13 protein-coding genes are annotated in these 14,561 nt (G+C 67.2%); 5 read left to right on the forward strand and 8 right to left on the reverse strand.

Features of this window, described 5'->3' with window-relative positions; translation table 11 throughout:
• Positions 1-40: 40 nt before the first annotated feature.
• Positions 41-1,348, reverse strand: a complete 1,308-nt coding sequence (lplT, locus tag LGN19_RS24705; RefSeq protein ID WP_226217643.1) for a lysophospholipid transporter LplT — start codon at positions 1,346-1,348, stop codon at positions 41-43.
• Positions 1,349-1,566: 218 nt separating this feature from the next.
• Here lplT and alr point away from each other — a divergent pair, with 218 nt between their 5' ends.
• The 3 genes from alr (at position 1,567) to LGN19_RS24720 (ending at position 4,438) form a co-directional block, all read left to right on the forward strand.
• A complete protein-coding gene (alr, locus tag LGN19_RS24710) occupies positions 1,567-2,637 on the forward strand; it encodes an alanine racemase (RefSeq protein WP_122945714.1) in 1,071 nt (356 codons plus the stop codon).
• An 11-nt stretch (positions 2,638-2,648) separates the two neighbouring features.
• Positions 2,649-4,025, forward strand: coding sequence for a DNA repair protein RadA (gene radA / locus LGN19_RS24715; protein ID WP_122946708.1), 1,377 nt, complete (start codon positions 2,649-2,651; stop codon positions 4,023-4,025).
• Positions 4,026-4,171: 146 nt separating this feature from the next.
• Positions 4,172-4,438 (forward strand): DUF2866 domain-containing protein, encoded by a 267-nt coding sequence (locus LGN19_RS24720; RefSeq protein WP_039342663.1) that lies wholly within the window; start codon positions 4,172-4,174, stop codon positions 4,436-4,438.
• 210 nt (positions 4,439-4,648) lie between these two features.
• Here the strand turns inward: LGN19_RS24720 and LGN19_RS24725 are convergent, their stop codons facing one another.
• Positions 4,649-6,580, reverse strand: coding sequence for an ATP-binding cassette domain-containing protein (locus LGN19_RS24725; RefSeq protein ID WP_226217645.1), 1,932 nt, complete (start codon positions 6,578-6,580; stop codon positions 4,649-4,651).
• Positions 6,581-6,716: 136 nt separating this feature from the next.
• On the opposite strand from LGN19_RS24725, the gene LGN19_RS24730 reads away from it, so the two are divergent.
• Positions 6,717-7,196, forward strand: coding sequence for a glutathione peroxidase (locus tag LGN19_RS24730; protein WP_089425699.1), 480 nt, complete (start codon positions 6,717-6,719; stop codon positions 7,194-7,196).
• A 60-nt stretch (positions 7,197-7,256) separates the two neighbouring features.
• Here the strand turns inward: LGN19_RS24730 and cls are convergent, their stop codons facing one another.
• The 6 genes from cls to dapC form a co-directional block, all read right to left on the reverse strand.
• Positions 7,257-8,696 (reverse strand): cardiolipin synthase, encoded by a 1,440-nt coding sequence (gene cls / locus LGN19_RS24735; RefSeq protein WP_226217647.1) that lies wholly within the window; start codon positions 8,694-8,696, stop codon positions 7,257-7,259.
• 108 nt (positions 8,697-8,804) lie between these two features.
• Positions 8,805-9,713, reverse strand: a complete 909-nt coding sequence (gene prmB / locus LGN19_RS24740) for a 50S ribosomal protein L3 N(5)-glutamine methyltransferase (RefSeq protein ID WP_122945711.1) — start codon at positions 9,711-9,713, stop codon at positions 8,805-8,807.
• A gap of 11 nt (positions 9,714-9,724) precedes the next feature.
• Positions 9,725-10,864 (reverse strand): succinyl-diaminopimelate desuccinylase, encoded by a 1,140-nt coding sequence (gene dapE / locus LGN19_RS24745; protein WP_226217649.1) that lies wholly within the window; start codon positions 10,862-10,864, stop codon positions 9,725-9,727.
• A 90-nt stretch (positions 10,865-10,954) separates the two neighbouring features.
• Positions 10,955-11,323: an ArsC family reductase gene (locus LGN19_RS24750; protein WP_034184733.1), complete on the reverse strand. Its 369-nt coding sequence runs from the start codon at positions 11,321-11,323 to the stop codon at positions 10,955-10,957.
• Positions 11,323-12,150: a 2,3,4,5-tetrahydropyridine-2,6-dicarboxylate N-succinyltransferase gene (gene dapD / locus LGN19_RS24755; protein ID WP_014896723.1), complete on the reverse strand. Its 828-nt coding sequence runs from the start codon at positions 12,148-12,150 to the stop codon at positions 11,323-11,325. The genes LGN19_RS24750 and dapD overlap by 1 nt, the downstream gene beginning before the upstream one ends.
• A 43-nt stretch (positions 12,151-12,193) precedes the next feature.
• On the reverse strand, positions 12,194-13,426 hold the full coding sequence (gene dapC / locus LGN19_RS24760) for a succinyldiaminopimelate transaminase (RefSeq protein WP_226217651.1): 1,233 nt from the start codon (positions 13,424-13,426) through the stop codon (positions 12,194-12,196).
• A gap of 159 nt (positions 13,427-13,585) precedes the next feature.
• Between dapC and LGN19_RS24765 the strand changes: the two genes are divergently transcribed.
• A complete protein-coding gene (locus tag LGN19_RS24765) occupies positions 13,586-14,527 on the forward strand; it encodes a DMT family transporter (protein WP_226217795.1) in 942 nt (313 codons plus the stop codon).
• Positions 14,528-14,561 lie beyond the last annotated feature (34 nt).

Below are 14,561 nucleotides of genomic sequence, written 5' to 3' on the forward strand. Positions count from 1 at the left end.
CGAAGACCGGCGCTGGCGGACGGAAACGGAAAGTGTAGCGTCAGTGCCGCGATTCGCCGATCAGCGCGACCGAGTCGAACTGACGCTGGTTCGCCTGGTGGCGGCGCATCACGAGCCACATCGTCAGGCAGACGAACGTGCCGAACAGCACGATCACGACGCCGACCGGCACGTCGAGCCACACGAGCACCGCATACAGGCACAGCATCACGAGCACCGACAGGTTCTCGTTGAAGTTCTGCACCGCGATCGAGTGGCCGGCCGACAGCAGCACGTGGCCGCGATGCTGCAGCAGCGCGTTCATCGGAACGACGAAGTAGCCGGACAGCGCGCCGACGCAGATCAGGAAGATGTACGCGATGATCAGGTAAACCGGCAGGCGCAGGTGGCCCAGGTGCGCGGCCCAGTGCGGCGGGAACAGGTCGCGCGAATAGAACGCCATCAGCATCACCGCGATGCCCATGATGATGCCGACCGGCAGCACGGTCAGCGACTTCTTGAGCGGCACCCGGCTGGCCGCGGCGATCGCGCCGGCCGCGACGCCGAATGCGACGACTGCCTGCAGCAGCGCACCCTCGGACAGCGACATGCCGAGCGACACTTCGGCCCATTTCAGCACGATGAACTGCAGCGTCGCGCCCGCGCCCCAGAACAGCGTCGTGACCGCCAGCGAGATCTGGCCGAGCTTGTCGCGCCAGAGCACCGTGAAACAGTCGGCGAAGTCGGCCACCAGCTTGATCGGCCCATGCTGCTGTTTCGGGTAGCGCGCGCCGGTATCGGGAATGCGCAGATTGAACAGCGCGGCGATCACGTAGATCAACAGGATGACCGCGATCGCGGCTTCGGCTGGCGTACTGATCCACGCCGGCGTATGCGCGATGACGTGCGACGCGATATGCGGACTGATCAGCGCGCCGCCGAGCACGGTACCGAGGATGATCGAGCTGACGGTCGTGCCTTCGATCCAGCCGTTCGCCGCGACCAGCCGGTCGGCCGGCAGCAGCTCGGTAAGAATGCCGTATTTGGCGGGCGAGTAGGCCGCCGCGCCGAAGCCGACGATCCCGTACGCGATCAGCGGGTGGGCGCCGAACAGCATGATCAGGCAGCCGATCACCTTGATCGAGTTGGTGATGAACATCACGTGGCCCTTCGGGCGCGAATCCGCGAAGGCGCCGACATACGCCGCCAGCACCACATAGGACAACACGAAGAACAGCTTCAACAGCGGTGTCATCCAGTTGGGTGCGTGAAGGTCTTTCAGCAGGGCTATGGCGGCGATGAGGAGCGCACTGTCGGCCAGCGACGAGAAAAACTGCGCGGCCATGATGGTGTAAAAACCTTTTTTCATCTGATGCGATGCTTTCGTCGCTGCGGCAGGGCCGCGTAGGCCGCCTCGTATGCGATCGGCTTATTCCGTTCGAAATGGGTTGTGCGCACGGCTTTATAACATGAAAATACGCCAATTCGGACTAGCAAGATTCCCCGATCGTTCCGCAAATTGTCGGCTTCAGTGCTCAAAAGGCGCGGTAAGCTGATGATTCGCAAGCGTCTTTACGTAAATTTCCCATGCCGCGCCCGATCTCCGCCACCATCCACACCGCCGCTCTCGCGAACAATCTCTCCGTCGTCCGCCGCTTTGCCGGCCCGTCCAAGGTATGGGCGGTCGTCAAGGCCAACGCGTACGGCCACGGTCTCGCCCGCGCGTTTCCCGGCCTGCGCGGCACCGACGGTTTCGGCCTGCTCGACCTCGACGAGGCCGTCAAGCTGCGCGAGCTCGGCTGGGCCGGCCCGATCCTGCTGCTCGAAGGGTTCTTCCGTTCGACCGACATCGACGTGATCGACCGCTACAGCCTGACGACGACCGTCCACAACGACGAGCAGATGCGGATGCTGGAAACGGCGCGGCTGTCGAAGCCCGTCAACGTGCAGCTCAAGATGAACAGCGGGATGAACCGGCTCGGCTACCTGCCGGAAAAATACCGCGCCGCGTGGGAACGCGCCCGCGCGTGCCCCGGCATCGGCCAGATCACGTTGATGACCCATTTTTCGGATGCGGACAACGAGCGCGGCGTCGCCGAGCAGCTCGCGACGTTCGAGCGCGGTGCGGAAAACATCGCCGGCGCGCGCAGTCTCGCGAACTCGGCAGCCGTGCTGTGGCATCCGGACACGCATTTCGACTGGGTGCGGCCGGGGATCGTGCTGTACGGCGCGTCGCCGTCCGGGCTGTCGTCCGATATCGCCGATACGGGACTGAAGCCAGCGATGACGCTCGCGTCCGAGCTGATCGCGGTGCAGACGATCGCGAAGGGGCAGGCCATCGGTTATGGCTCGACGTTCTCCGCGCAGGCGCCGATGCGGATCGGCGTGGTCGCCTGCGGTTACGCGGACGGCTATCCGCGCGTCGCGCCCGAAGGCACGCCCGTGATCGTCGACGGCATCCGCACGCGGATCGTCGGCCGCGTATCGATGGACATGATCACGGTCGATCTGTCCCCGTGCCCGCAGGCAGGCGTCGGCGCGCGCGTCGAACTGTGGGGCAACGCGCTGTCGATCGACGACGTCGCCCGCCATTGCGGCACGATCGGCTACGAGCTGATGTGTGCGGTCGCCGGCCGCGTGCCCGTGCGCGCGGAATAAGGGCGTTGCGCGTGGCCAAACAGAAAACCGTATACGTCTGCAGCGAGTGCGGCGGACAGACCCCGAAGTGGCAGGGCCAATGCCCGTCGTGCCAGGCCTGGAACACGCTGGTTGAATCGGTCGCCGAATCGCCGGCTGCCCATCGTTTCCAGTCGCTCGCGAAGCGGGCGCCCGTCCAGCGTCTCGTCGACATCGAAGCGGCTGACGTGCCGCGCTTCTCGACCGGCATCGGTGAATTCGACCGCGTGCTCGGCGGCGGGCTGGTCGCCGGTGGCGTCGTGCTGATCGGCGGCGATCCGGGCATCGGCAAGTCGACGCTGCTGCTGCAGTCGCTCGCGGACATCGCGAGCCAGCGGCGCGCGCTCTATATCAGCGGTGAGGAATCGGCCGCGCAGATCGCGTTGCGCGCGCAACGGCTTGCGCTGCTCGACGGCGGTGCGGTGGCGGACGAACTGAAGCTGCTCGCCGAGATCCAGCTCGAAAAGATCCAGGCCGCGATCGACGCGGAACGGCCGGACGTGGCCGTCATCGACTCGATCCAGACCGTCTATTCGGAAGCGCTCACGTCGGCGCCGGGCTCGGTCGCGCAGGTGCGCGAATGCGCGGCGCAGCTCACGCGCATCGCGAAGCAGTCGGGCACCGCGATCATCATGGTCGGGCACGTGACGAAGGAAGGCAACCTGGCCGGCCCGCGCGTGCTCGAGCACATCGTCGACACGGTGCTGTACTTCGAAGGCGACACGCATTCGTCGTTCCGGCTCGTGCGTGCGTTCAAGAACCGTTTCGGCGCGGTCAACGAACTTGGCGTGTTCGCGATGACCGAGCGCGGGCTGCGCGGTGTCGCGAATCCGTCCGCGCTGTTCCTGTCGCAGCACGAACAGGTCGTGCCCGGCTCGTGCGTGCTCGTCACGCAGGAAGGCACGCGGCCGCTGCTCGTCGAAGTCCAGGCGCTCGTCGACACCGCGCACGTGCCGAACCCGCGCCGGCTCGCGGTCGGCCTCGAGCAGAACCGGCTCGCGATGCTGCTCGCGGTGCTGCACCGGCACGCGGGCATCGCGTGCTTCGACCAGGACGTGTTCCTCAATGCAGTCGGCGGCGTGAAGATCACCGAGCCGGCTGCCGACCTCGCGGTGCTGCTCGCGATCCATTCGTCGATGCGCAACAAGGCGCTGCCGAAGGGGCTGATCGTGTTCGGCGAAGTGGGGCTGGCGGGCGAGATCCGGCCGTCGCCGCGCGGGCAGGAGCGCTTGCGGGAGGCGGCGAAGCTCGGCTTCACGTCCGCGCTGATTCCGAAGGCGAATGCGCCGAAGCAGCCGATCGAAGGGCTGAACGTGATGGCCGTCGATCGGCTCGAACAGGCGATCGACCGCGTGCGCGATCTCGAGTGACCGGCCCGGCAGGTGCTCGTGCCGGGCCTGCCGGCGATCTGTCGCGTAATTCGCTGTAAAGAAGATGTAGGGTTCTGTAACCCGCCGGACATCGCTTTTCCCTATCCTTTGCCGGATTGTCGAACCGCGCAATGCGAAGGGATCCTATGTTGAAATCGTATGGGGAAGCGCCGAGCGGACGCCTTTACAACCTGCGTGGCTGCCGCGTGTCGGAGCCGATTCGCCAACCCTGGGGCGGCGGATGCCGGATCGTCGAATGGATCGACGACGAGGGGCGCCTGGCGCGCAAGGTCGTGTCCGAGGACGTGACGGAAGCGGAAGTCGCCGCGGCGATCAGGCGGCCGACCGAAGGGCGCCGGCACCTGATGGGCGACGACGAGCAGATGCCGCGCGACACGTTGCCGCGACGCTGAGCCGACCCGCGCGGCGAGCAGCCGGCGAATGGTATGGCGACGGTAATGAATGAACAGGCCGGGCTCGCGCGCCCGGCCTTGTCGCATCTGGGCCCACAGCGGGCCCGATGGTCGTTCGCGGCGCCGCGATACCGAGGTACCGCGGCGCCGAGGCAGCCGGCACGCCGGGCCGGCGTATCGGCATAGTGGCCGGCTGCGCCGCGACAGCGGTCAGCCGATCTGCTCGAGCTCTTCCTGTGCGGCGAGCCAGTCGCCCTCGACCGTTTCGAGACGCGTGTTGACGTCCCCGAGCTTGCGGATCGCGTCGGTCAGCTCCGTCTTGCGCTCGGCTTCGTAGCTCGCCGGATCGGCGACGAATGCGTCGAGGCGTGCCTTTTCCGCGTGCAGCGTCCCCATTTCCTTTTCGAGCTTCGTGATGCGCGTCTGCAGCGGCTTTTTCAACACCGACAGGCGCTGACGTTCTTCGGCAGCCTGACGCTTCTGGTCCTTGCGGTTGGCCGCCGCGCCCGCACCCGAAGAAGCCGCGCTGTCGGCCTTCGCGGCGGCGCGCTGCTCGGCCGCGTGCTGCAGCAGCCAGTCGCGGTAGTCGTCGAGGTCGCCGTCGAACGGCTGCAGCCGGTGCTTCGCAACCAGCATGAACTGGTCGGTCGTTGCGCGCAGCAGATGGCGGTCGTGCGAGACGAGGATCAGCGTGCCTTCGAACTGCGCGAGCGCCATCGTCAGCGCATGGCGCGTTTCGAGGTCGAGGTGGTTCGTCGGTTCGTCGAGCAGCAGCAGGTTCGGCTTCTGCCAGATGATCAGCGCGAGTGCGAGGCGAGCCTTTTCACCGCCGGAAAACGGCCCAACCGGGGTGGTCGCCATGTCGCCCGAGAAGTTGAAGCCGCCGAGGAAATCGCGCAGTTCCTGCTCGCGCGTGTCGGGCGCGAGCCGCGCCAGATGCGCGAGCGGAGAATCGTCCTCGCGCAGCGTTTCGAGCTGGTGCTGTGCGAAATAGCCGATCGTCAGCCCCTTGCCGTCGCGGACGTGCCCCGACAGCGGCGCAAGCGTGCCGGCCAGCGTCTTGATCAGCGTCGACTTGCCCTGGCCGTTCGCGCCGAGCAGGCCGATACGCTGGCCGTTCTGGATCGACAGCGCGACGCGCTCGACGATCGGGATTTCCGCTCCGCCGTCGGCGTGGTAGCCGCAGCGGACGTCTTCCATCACCATCATCGGGTTCGGCGCGGCATCGGGCGTGCGGAATTCGAACGTGAACGGCGACGCGATGTGCGCCGGCGCGATCAGCTCCATCTTCTCCAGCGCCTTCATCCGGCTTTGCGCCTGCTTGGCCTTGGTCGCCTTGGCCTTGAAGCGGTCGACGAAGCTCTGCAGGTGCTCGATCGTCTTCTGCTGCTTTTCGTACGCGCTTTGCTGCAGCGCCAGTTGCTGCGCGCGCAGCACTTCGAACTGCGAGTAGTTGCCGCCGTAACGCTTCACCTGGCGGTTTTCCAGATGCAGCGTGACGTTGCAGATCGAATCGAGGAATTCGCGGTCGTGCGAAATCACGACGAGCGTGCCGGGGTAGCGGTGCAGCCAATCCTCGAGCCAGACGATCGCGTCGAGGTCGAGGTGGTTCGTCGGTTCGTCGAGCAGCAGCAGGTCGGAGCGGCACATCAGCGCCTGCGCGAGATTCAGGCGCATGCGCCAGCCGCCGGAGAAGCTGGCGACGGATTCGCGCGTCTGCGCGAGCGTGAAGCCGAGGCCGAGCAGCAGCGCCTCGGCGCGGGCGGGCGCGGTGTAGCCGTCGGCGTCGGCGAACGCCGCGTGCGCGTCGGCTTCGGCGGCGCCGTCATGGGCGGCGGAAGCTGCGGCGATGCGCGCCTCGATCTCGCGCAGCGCGGCGTCGCCGTCGAGCGTGTAGTCGAGCGCTGAACGATCGACGGCGGGCGTTTCCTGCGACACATGGGCGATTCGCCACGACGGCGGCATCGAGAAATCGCCGCCGTCCGAGTGCAGCTCGCCGCGCAGGACCGAGAACAGGGTCGACTTGCCGGCGCCGTTCGCGCCGATCAGGCCGGCTTTCTCGCCGGGATTGAGCACGAAGGAGGTCGACTCGAACAGCGGCTTGGTGCCGCGCGCAAGGCTGAACTGATTGAAACGGATCACGGCGGAAATGACTGGCCAAAACCGCTATTCTAGACTGCGCGCCGCTTGCGCCGGGCATTGACCGTTCGGCGGATGCCGCAATGGGGCAATTTCGCCTAGACTCCACGTCGATCCGGTTTCATAAAAGGAGTGCCCGATGTCCACCCTGTATTCGTTCAGCGCAGAGACGCTTGCCGGCGCGCCGGCCTCGCTCGACGCGTATCGCGGCAAGGTGCTGCTGATCGTCAACACCGCGAGCGAGTGTGGTTTCACGCCGCAGTACGCGGGCCTGCAGAAGCTGTACGACCAGTACGCGGCGCGCGGCTTCTATGTGCTCGGCTTCCCGTGCAACCAGTTCGGCAAGCAGGAGCCCGGCGACGCCACGCAGATCGGCGCGTTCTGCGAGCGCAATTACGGCGTCACGTTCCCGATGTTCGCGAAGATCGACGTGAAGGGCGACCATGCGCATCCGCTGTACCGCTACCTGACCGACGAGGCGCCCGGCATTCTCGGCCTCAAGGCGATCAAGTGGAATTTCACGAAATTCCTGGTCGATCGCGAAGGGCGCATCGTCAAGCGCTATGCGCCGTCGACCAAACCCGACGAAATCGCCGCGGATATCGACAAGCTGCTGTGACGGCTGCCGGCGGCGTTCGCGGCGCCGGTGCGGATCGCACGGGCGCCGTCGTCCCGGCCGTTACAGGATCGGTGCGAACAGCCGCGCGACATGCATCGCGATGCGCCGCCACGCGGGCGACTGGCGGTATTCGGTCGCATCGACCTCGTACGCCTGCGCGAAATCGGCATCGAGCATCGTCTCGACCTCGTCCGCGAACGTGCGGTCGACGGTCAGCACCATGATCTCGAAATTGAGGCGGAACGAGCGGTTGTCGAGATTCGCGCTGCCGATCGCCGCCGCGATGCGGTCGATAAGCACGACCTTCTGGTGCAGGAAGCCGGGCCGGTAGCGGAACACCTTGACGCCCGCATCGACCAGGTCGCGCGCGTACAGCTTCGACGCTTCGAATACCACGTAGTGGTCGCGCCGGCTCGGGATCAGGATGCGCACGTCGACGCCGCGCATCACCGCGAGCTTCAGCGCGGAGATCACGGCTTCGTCGGGGACGAGGTACGGCGTGGTGATCCAGACCCGCTCACGCGCGGCGTTGATCGCCTCGACGAAGAACAGCGAGCCCGTCTCCTGCTTGTCGGCCGGCCCCATCGGCACCGCGAGGCAATGCATGTTGTCGCCGGGCTGCGCGGGCGGCGGCAGCGCGAGCGGTGGCAGCTTCTGCGTGGCCCAGTGCCAGTCTTCGGCGAACACGTACTGGATGCTCGCGACCACCGGGCCGCGGATCTCGATGTGCGTGTCGCGCCACGGCGACAGGCGCGGCTTCGCGCCGAGATACTCGACGCCGACGTTGTGGCCGCCGACGAACGCGCGATTGCCGTCGACGACGACGATCTTGCGATGGTTGCGGAAGTTGAGCTGGAAGCGGTTCACGAACTTCCGGTTGGTCGCGAACGGATGAACCTCGACGCCGCCCCGGCGCAACGCGTCGACGTAGCTGTGGGGGAGGTCGAAGCTGCCGATGCTGTCGTACAGCAGGCAGCAGCGCACGCCGGCTGCCGCGCGTGCGAGCAGCGAGTCGCGCAGCATCCGGCCGAGCGCATCGTCGCGCACGATGAAGAACTGCACCACTACGTAGTCGCGCGCGGCGTCGATGGCCGCCAGGATCGCCGAGAACGTCGCGTCGCCGTTCACGAGCGTGCGCACCGAATTGCCGCCGAGGAACGGCATGCCGCCTAGCCGCGTGAGCGCGAGCACCGCGGCCTGGCCGATTGCATCGGCGGCCGGCCCGTCGGTCGCGTCGCTGCTGAGCCACGGCGAGCGCGGTGTGTGCATGCGCAACATTTCCAGCTCGTGGCGCCGCGCGTCGACGTAGCCGGAGAACTTGCTGCGGCCGAGGAACAGGTACGGGATGAGCGTCAGGTACGGCATGGCCGCGAGCGAGACGGCCCACGCGATCGCGCCTTGCGACGTGCGCGTGTTCATGATCGCGTGGCACGCCGCGACGATCCCGAGCACGTGGATGGTCAGGATCAGGGTGCCGAGATGTAGCCAGTCGAGGGTCATGGGCGCGTGACGGACTCCTGAGGTCGCGCGGCCGGGCGGCCGCCTACGCGCATCTTACCCAACCGTGCGGCGCAACGGTGCACCGCACGGTGGGTGAGCCGAAACGGCTCAGGCCTTGCGGGGCAGGTCCGACGCCTGGATCAGGAATACGGCGTCGTCGCCCGCGCTGGTGGGCAGCCACGTGAGCTCGAGGCCGCCGAACGCGGCTTCGACGTTTTCGCGCTCGTTGCCGATCTCGACCACGAGCACGCCGTCGTCGTGCAGCCAGCGATGGGCTTCGGCGACGATGCGTCGCACGATGTCCATCCCGTCGTCGCCGCCCGCGAGCGCCATCTCCGGCTCATGCCGGTACTCGGGCGGCAGGGCGGCCATCGACGATGCGTTCACGTACGGCGGGTTCGTCAGGATCACGTCATAGCGGGAGCCCGGGTCGGTGCGGAACGCGGGCAGCGGCGCGTAGAGGTCGCCGCGGTGCAACCCGATGCGGTCTTCGAGGCCGTAGTCGCGCACGTTGATCTCGGCGACTTCGAGTGCCTTGTCGGACAGGTCGACCGCGTCGATCTCGGCGTTCGGGAACGCGCTCGCCGCGAGGATCGCGAGGCAGCCGGAGCCCGTGCACAGCTCGAGCACCGCGCCGACCTGCTCGGGGTCGGCGACGTACGGCTGCAGCCCGTCGTCGAGCAGTTCGCCGATGAACGAGCGCGGCACGATCACGCGCTCGTCGACGTAGAAGCGGTGGCCGTGCATCCACGCTTCATGCGTGAGGTACGCGGCCGGCACGCGGTCGGCCGCACGCCGTTCGATCACCGCGAGCACGGCCGCGATTTCGTCGGGCAGCAGCCGCGCGTCGAGGAACGGCTCGAGCGTGTCGAGCGGCAGGTCGAGCGTGCGCAGCACGAGGTAGGCCGCTTCGTCGTACGCATTGTCGGAGCCGTGGCCGAACGCGAGCTTCGCCTTCGAGAAGCGCGTCACCGCGTAGCGCAGCAGGTCGCGAACAGTTGCAAAAGGTGTCGTCATGCGAGGCTCCATCAGGCGATCAGTTGTTCGAGCACGCGGCGGTACACGTTCTTCAGCGGGTCGACGAAGCGCACTTCGATGTGCTCGTCGATCTTGTGGATGCTGCCGTTCGGCGGACCGAACTCGATCACCTGCGGGCAGATGCGCGCGATGAAACGGCCGTCCGACGTGCCGCCCGTGGTCGACAGCTCGGTCGTGATGCCGGTCTCGGTGCGGATCGCGTTTTCCAGCGCGCCCGACAGCTCGCCGCGCGGCGTGAGGAACGGCAGGCCGCTCACCGACCACTTCAGCGTGTATTCGAGGCCATGTTTGTCGAGGATTGCGTGCACGCGTGCCTGCAGGCCCTCGACCGTGCTGGCGGTCGAGAAACGGAAGTTGAACAGCAGGTCGGCGTGGCCGGGAATCACGTTGGACGCGCCGGTGCCGGCGTGCAGGTTCGACACCTGCCAGGTGGTCGGCGGAAAGTATTCGTTGCCTTCGTCCCATTGCTCGGCGGCGAGCTCGGCGAGCGCCGGCGCGAGCAGGTGGATCGGGTTCTTCGCGAGGTGCGGATACGCGATGTGACCCTGCACGCCCTTGACGACCAGTTCGCCCGACATCGAGCCGCGGCGGCCGTTCTTGACGACGTCGCCGAGCTCGGCGGTCGACGTCGGCTCGCCGACGATGCAGTAGTCCATGCGTTCGCCGCGCGCTTCGAGCAGCTCGACGACCTTCACGGTGCCGTCGGTGGCGGGGCCTTCCTCGTCGCTCGTGATCAGGAACGCGATCGCGCCACGGTGGCCGGGATGGGCCGCGACGAATTCCTCGGACGCGACGACGAACGCCGCGAGCGACGTCTTCATGTCGGCCGCGCCGCGGCCGTACAGCTTGCCGTCACGATGGGCGGGGATGAACGGCGGCGAGCTCCACTGCTCGAGCGGGCCGGTCGGCACGACATCGGTGTGGCCCGCGAACGCGAGCAGCTTGCCGTCGCGGCCGTCGGTGCCGCGCTTGACGGCCCACAGGTTGGTCACGCCGTGCGACGCGATGGTCTCGCATTCGAAGCCGAGCGCGGCGAGGCGCTCGGTCATGATCTGCTGGCAGTGCTGGTCGTCGGGCGTCACGGACGCGCGGGCGATCAGCTGTTCGGTAAGGGCTAGGGTGGTGGACATGGTTCGGACCACTTTCGATAAAAAATGCCGGCGCGGTGGCCGGCAGCGACAAGACGTCGGGCTGCGCCGACAGGCGCAGCGCGGGCAGCCCTATGCGGCAAACAGCGCCGCGTATTGATCGGCCGCGAAGCCGAGCGATTTCACGCGGCCGTTGACCACCAGCACGGGGCGCTTGATGACCGACGGCTTGTGGATCATCAGCGCGACCGCGCCGGTTTTCGTTTCGGCGGCCGCCTTCATTGCATCGTCCAGGCCGCGCCACGTCGTGCCGCGCTTGTTGACGAGCGCGTCGAGCGACACGTCCTTCAGCCAGTCCTCGACGAGCGGTGCGCTGACACCGAGCTTCTTGAAGTCGTGAAACTCGAATTCGACGCCGTGATCGTCGAGCCACACGCGGGCCTTCTTCACGGTGTCGCAGTTCGGAATGCCGTAGACGACCACGGTGTGCGGCTTCGCCATCAGTCGCCTCGCAGCAGCTCGTTCAGGCCGACCTTCGCGCGGGTCTTCGCGTCGACCTTCTTGACGATCACCGCGCAGTACAGGCTGTGCGAGCCGTCCTTCGACGGCAGGTTGCCGGCGACCACGACCGAGCCGGCCGGGATGCGGCCGTAGCTGACTTCGCCGGTTTCACGATCGTAGATCTTCGTGCTCTGGCCGAGGTACACGCCCATCGAGATCACCGAGTTTTCCTCGACGATCACGCCTTCGACGACTTCCGAGCGCGCGCCGATGAAGCAGTTGTCTTCGATGATGACCGGGTTCGCCTGCAGCGGCTCGAGCACGCCGCCGATGCCGACGCCGCCCGACAGGTGCACGTTCTTGCCGATCTGCGCGCACGAACCGACCGTGGCCCACGTGTCGACCATCGTGCCTTCGTCGACGTAGGCGCCGATGTTGGTGTACGACGGCATCAGCACGACGTTCTTCGCGATGAACGAGCCGCGGCGCGCGATGGCCGGCGGGACGACGCGGAAGCCGCCCGCGGCGAAATCTTCAGCGGTGTAGTTCGCGAACTTCGACGGCACCTTGTCGTAGAACTGCGAGTAGCCGCCGGCCGGCATCGGCGCGTTGTCCTCCAGGCGGAACGACAGCAGCACGGCCTTCTTCAGCCACTGGTGCACGGTCCAGTTGCCGTCGATCTTCTCGGCAACGCGCAGTGCGCCTTTGTCGAGCTGCTCGATCGCGTGCGCGACGGCTTCGCGGACGTCGGCCGGTGCGGCCTTCGGCGACAGCTCGGCGCGGTTGTCCCAGGCGGTATCGATGATTTGCTGAAGTTGTTGCGACATGTTCGTTTTCGCAGGAGATGGATGGAATTGATCGGATGGACGATTACCGCGCGAGAGACCGGCAGAAATCGACGATGCGTTGCGCGCCCTCGACGCATTCGGGGGTGCCCGCGACGAGCGCGATCCGGATGAAATCGCGGCCCGGATTCGTGCCGTGCGCGTCGCGCGCCAGGTACGAGCCGGGCAGAACCGTCACATTATAGTCGGCGTACAGGCGACGGGCGAACTCGGTGTCCGACAGCCCGGTGCGCGACACGTTGGCCCACAGGTAGAACGCCGCGTCGGGCAGTTTCACGTCGATCACGTCGGCCAGCATCGGCGTGACGGTATTGAACTTCTGCACGTACAGCGCGCGGTTCTCGCGCACGTGCGCCTCGTCGTTCCACGCGGCGATGCTCGCGTGCTGCCAGACCGGCGACAGCGCCGCGCCGTGGTACGTGCGGTACAGCAGGAATTTCTTCAGCAGCGCCGCGTCGCCGGCGACGAAGCCCGAGCGCATGCCCGGCACGTTCGAGCGCTTCGACAGGCTCGACAGCATCACGAGCCGCTCGAAGCCGCGGCCGAGGCGGTGCGCGGCCTCGAGGCCGCCGAGCGGCGGTGCCGCTTCGTCGAAATAGATTTCCGAATAGCACTCGTCGGATGCGATCACGAAACCGTGGCGGTCGGACAGCGCGAACAGCTCGCGCCAGTCGTCGAGCGTCAGCACGGCACCGGTCGGGTTGCCCGGCGAGCACACGTACAGCAGTTGCGTGCGCGCCCAGACTTCGTCGGGCACGGACGCGTAGTCGCACGCGAAGTTGCGGGCCGGGTCGCTGTTCGCGAAATAGGGTTCGGCTCCGGCCAGCAGCGCCGCGCCCTCGTAAATTTGATAGAAAGGATTCGGACAGAGTACGATCGCCTTCTCGCCCTGTTCGGACGGGCGGGCATCGATCACCGTCTGCGCGAGCGAGAACAGCGCCTCGCGCGAACCCGACACCGGCAGCACCTGCGTGGCCGGATCGATGGCCGGCAGCCCGTAGCGGCGCTCGAGCCAGTGCGCGATCGACGTGCGCAGCGCGTCCGAGCCGGCGGTGGCCGGGTACGACGCGAGACCGTCGAGCGCGGCCACCACGGCGTCGCGGATCAGCGCCGGGGTCGCATGTTTGGGCTCGCCGATGCCGAAGCTGATCGGTTTGAGGGCGCCGGAGGGCGTCACGTCCTTGAACAGGGCGCGCAGCTTTTCGAAGGGATAGGGCTGGAGCGAGTCGAGTCGAGGGTTCACGGGCGAAGCGGCCATCGCGGCCGGTTGGAGCGAAAGAAGCGGCGGGCGCGCCGCGCAGCTGCGAACGGGCGCCGATGGCGCGCGAGTTGCAACGGACGATTATAGCGTGACGGAATGCGGTCACGGCCCGCCGGAACGGCGGCCGGGCCGGCTGAATAAAGGGTATTGAACAAAATGAATAACGCGGTACGCGGCAGCCTGCCGACGCTGGCCATCCTGATCGGCGCGTCGGTATGGGGCCTGATCTGGTATCCGCTGCGGATCCTGGCGTCGCTCGGCGTGACGGGCACGCTGGCGAGCGCGCTGACGAGCCTCGTCGCATTCCTGTTCGTGATCGTCGCGCGGCACCGCACGATCGCGACGCTGCGCTGGCACTGGGTGCTGCCCGGCATCGCGGTCACGGCCGGCGTGACGAACCTCGGGTTCGTGTGGGGCACGATCCACGGCGAAGTGCTGCGCGTGATGCTGCTGTTCTACCTGACCCCCGCGTGGACCGCGATCTACGCGCACTTCCTGCTGCGCGAGCGGCTGACCTGGGCCGGCGCGGGGCTCGCGGCGCTGTCGATCGGCGGCGCGATGCTGATGCTGTGGTCGCCGCAGCTCGGCCTGCCGCTGCCGGCCAGCCCGGCAGAATGGGCCGGGCTCGCGGCCGGGTTGAGCTTCGCGATGAGCAACGTGCTCGTGATCAAGGCGAGCCGCGAGCTGCCGGAGATGCGCGCCGAGATGCGTACCGCGACGCTGTTCGGCGGCGCGGCCGTGTTCGGCGCGATCGCGTCGCTGTTCGAGGGGATACCGGCTGCACCGGCGGGCGGCCACTTCAGCACGGCCGCGCTGATCATCGTCGCGATCGGCGTGACGATGGCGTCGAACAACCTGCTCGTGCAGTACGGGCTGGCGCGCGTGCCGGCGAACCGTGCGTCGATCATCATGCTGTTCGAGATCGTGATCACCGCGCTGTCGGCGTGGGTGTTCGCGAACGAGCTGCCGACCGCGCGCGAGTGGGCGGGCGGCGTGTGCATCGTGCTGGCGACGCTGCTGTCGAGCCGGGTCCATCGTGCCGCGCCGGCACCGGACAAACCCGGCGACGGTCGGGACGGTGCACGCGCGATGGTATGATGGAAGCCGTTTGCGGGGCCCAACGCTGTATGCG

The organism is Burkholderia sp. AU30198 (assembly GCF_020419825.1).
Taxonomy (GTDB): Bacteria; Pseudomonadota; Gammaproteobacteria; order Burkholderiales; family Burkholderiaceae; genus Burkholderia.

Bases quoted from the DNA above. Each gene is read 5' to 3' on its own strand.
- dapD (WP_014896723.1), bottom strand. From the start codon at position 12,150: ATGTCGCAACAACTTCAGCAAATCATCGATACCGCCTGGGACAACCGC.
- dapC (WP_226217651.1), bottom strand. From the start codon at position 13,426: ATGGCCGCTTCGCCCGTGAACCCTCGACTCGACTCGCTCCAGCCCTAT.
- LGN19_RS24765 (WP_226217795.1), top strand. From the start codon at position 13,586: ATGAATAACGCGGTACGCGGCAGCCTGCCGACGCTGGCCATCCTGATC.
- lplT (WP_226217643.1), bottom strand. From the start codon at position 1,348: ATGAAAAAAGGTTTTTACACCATCATGGCCGCGCAGTTTTTCTCGTCG.
- alr (WP_122945714.1), top strand. From the start codon at position 1,567: ATGCCGCGCCCGATCTCCGCCACCATCCACACCGCCGCTCTCGCGAAC.
- prmB (WP_122945711.1), bottom strand. From the start codon at position 9,713: ATGACGACACCTTTTGCAACTGTTCGCGACCTGCTGCGCTACGCGGTG.
- dapE (WP_226217649.1), bottom strand. From the start codon at position 10,864: ATGTCCACCACCCTAGCCCTTACCGAACAGCTGATCGCCCGCGCGTCC.
- LGN19_RS24730 (WP_089425699.1), top strand. From the start codon at position 6,717: ATGTCCACCCTGTATTCGTTCAGCGCAGAGACGCTTGCCGGCGCGCCG.
- LGN19_RS24750 (WP_034184733.1), bottom strand. From the start codon at position 11,323: ATGGCGAAGCCGCACACCGTGGTCGTCTACGGCATTCCGAACTGCGAC.
- LGN19_RS24720 (WP_039342663.1), top strand. From the start codon at position 4,172: ATGTTGAAATCGTATGGGGAAGCGCCGAGCGGACGCCTTTACAACCTG.
- cls (WP_226217647.1), bottom strand. From the start codon at position 8,696: ATGACCCTCGACTGGCTACATCTCGGCACCCTGATCCTGACCATCCAC.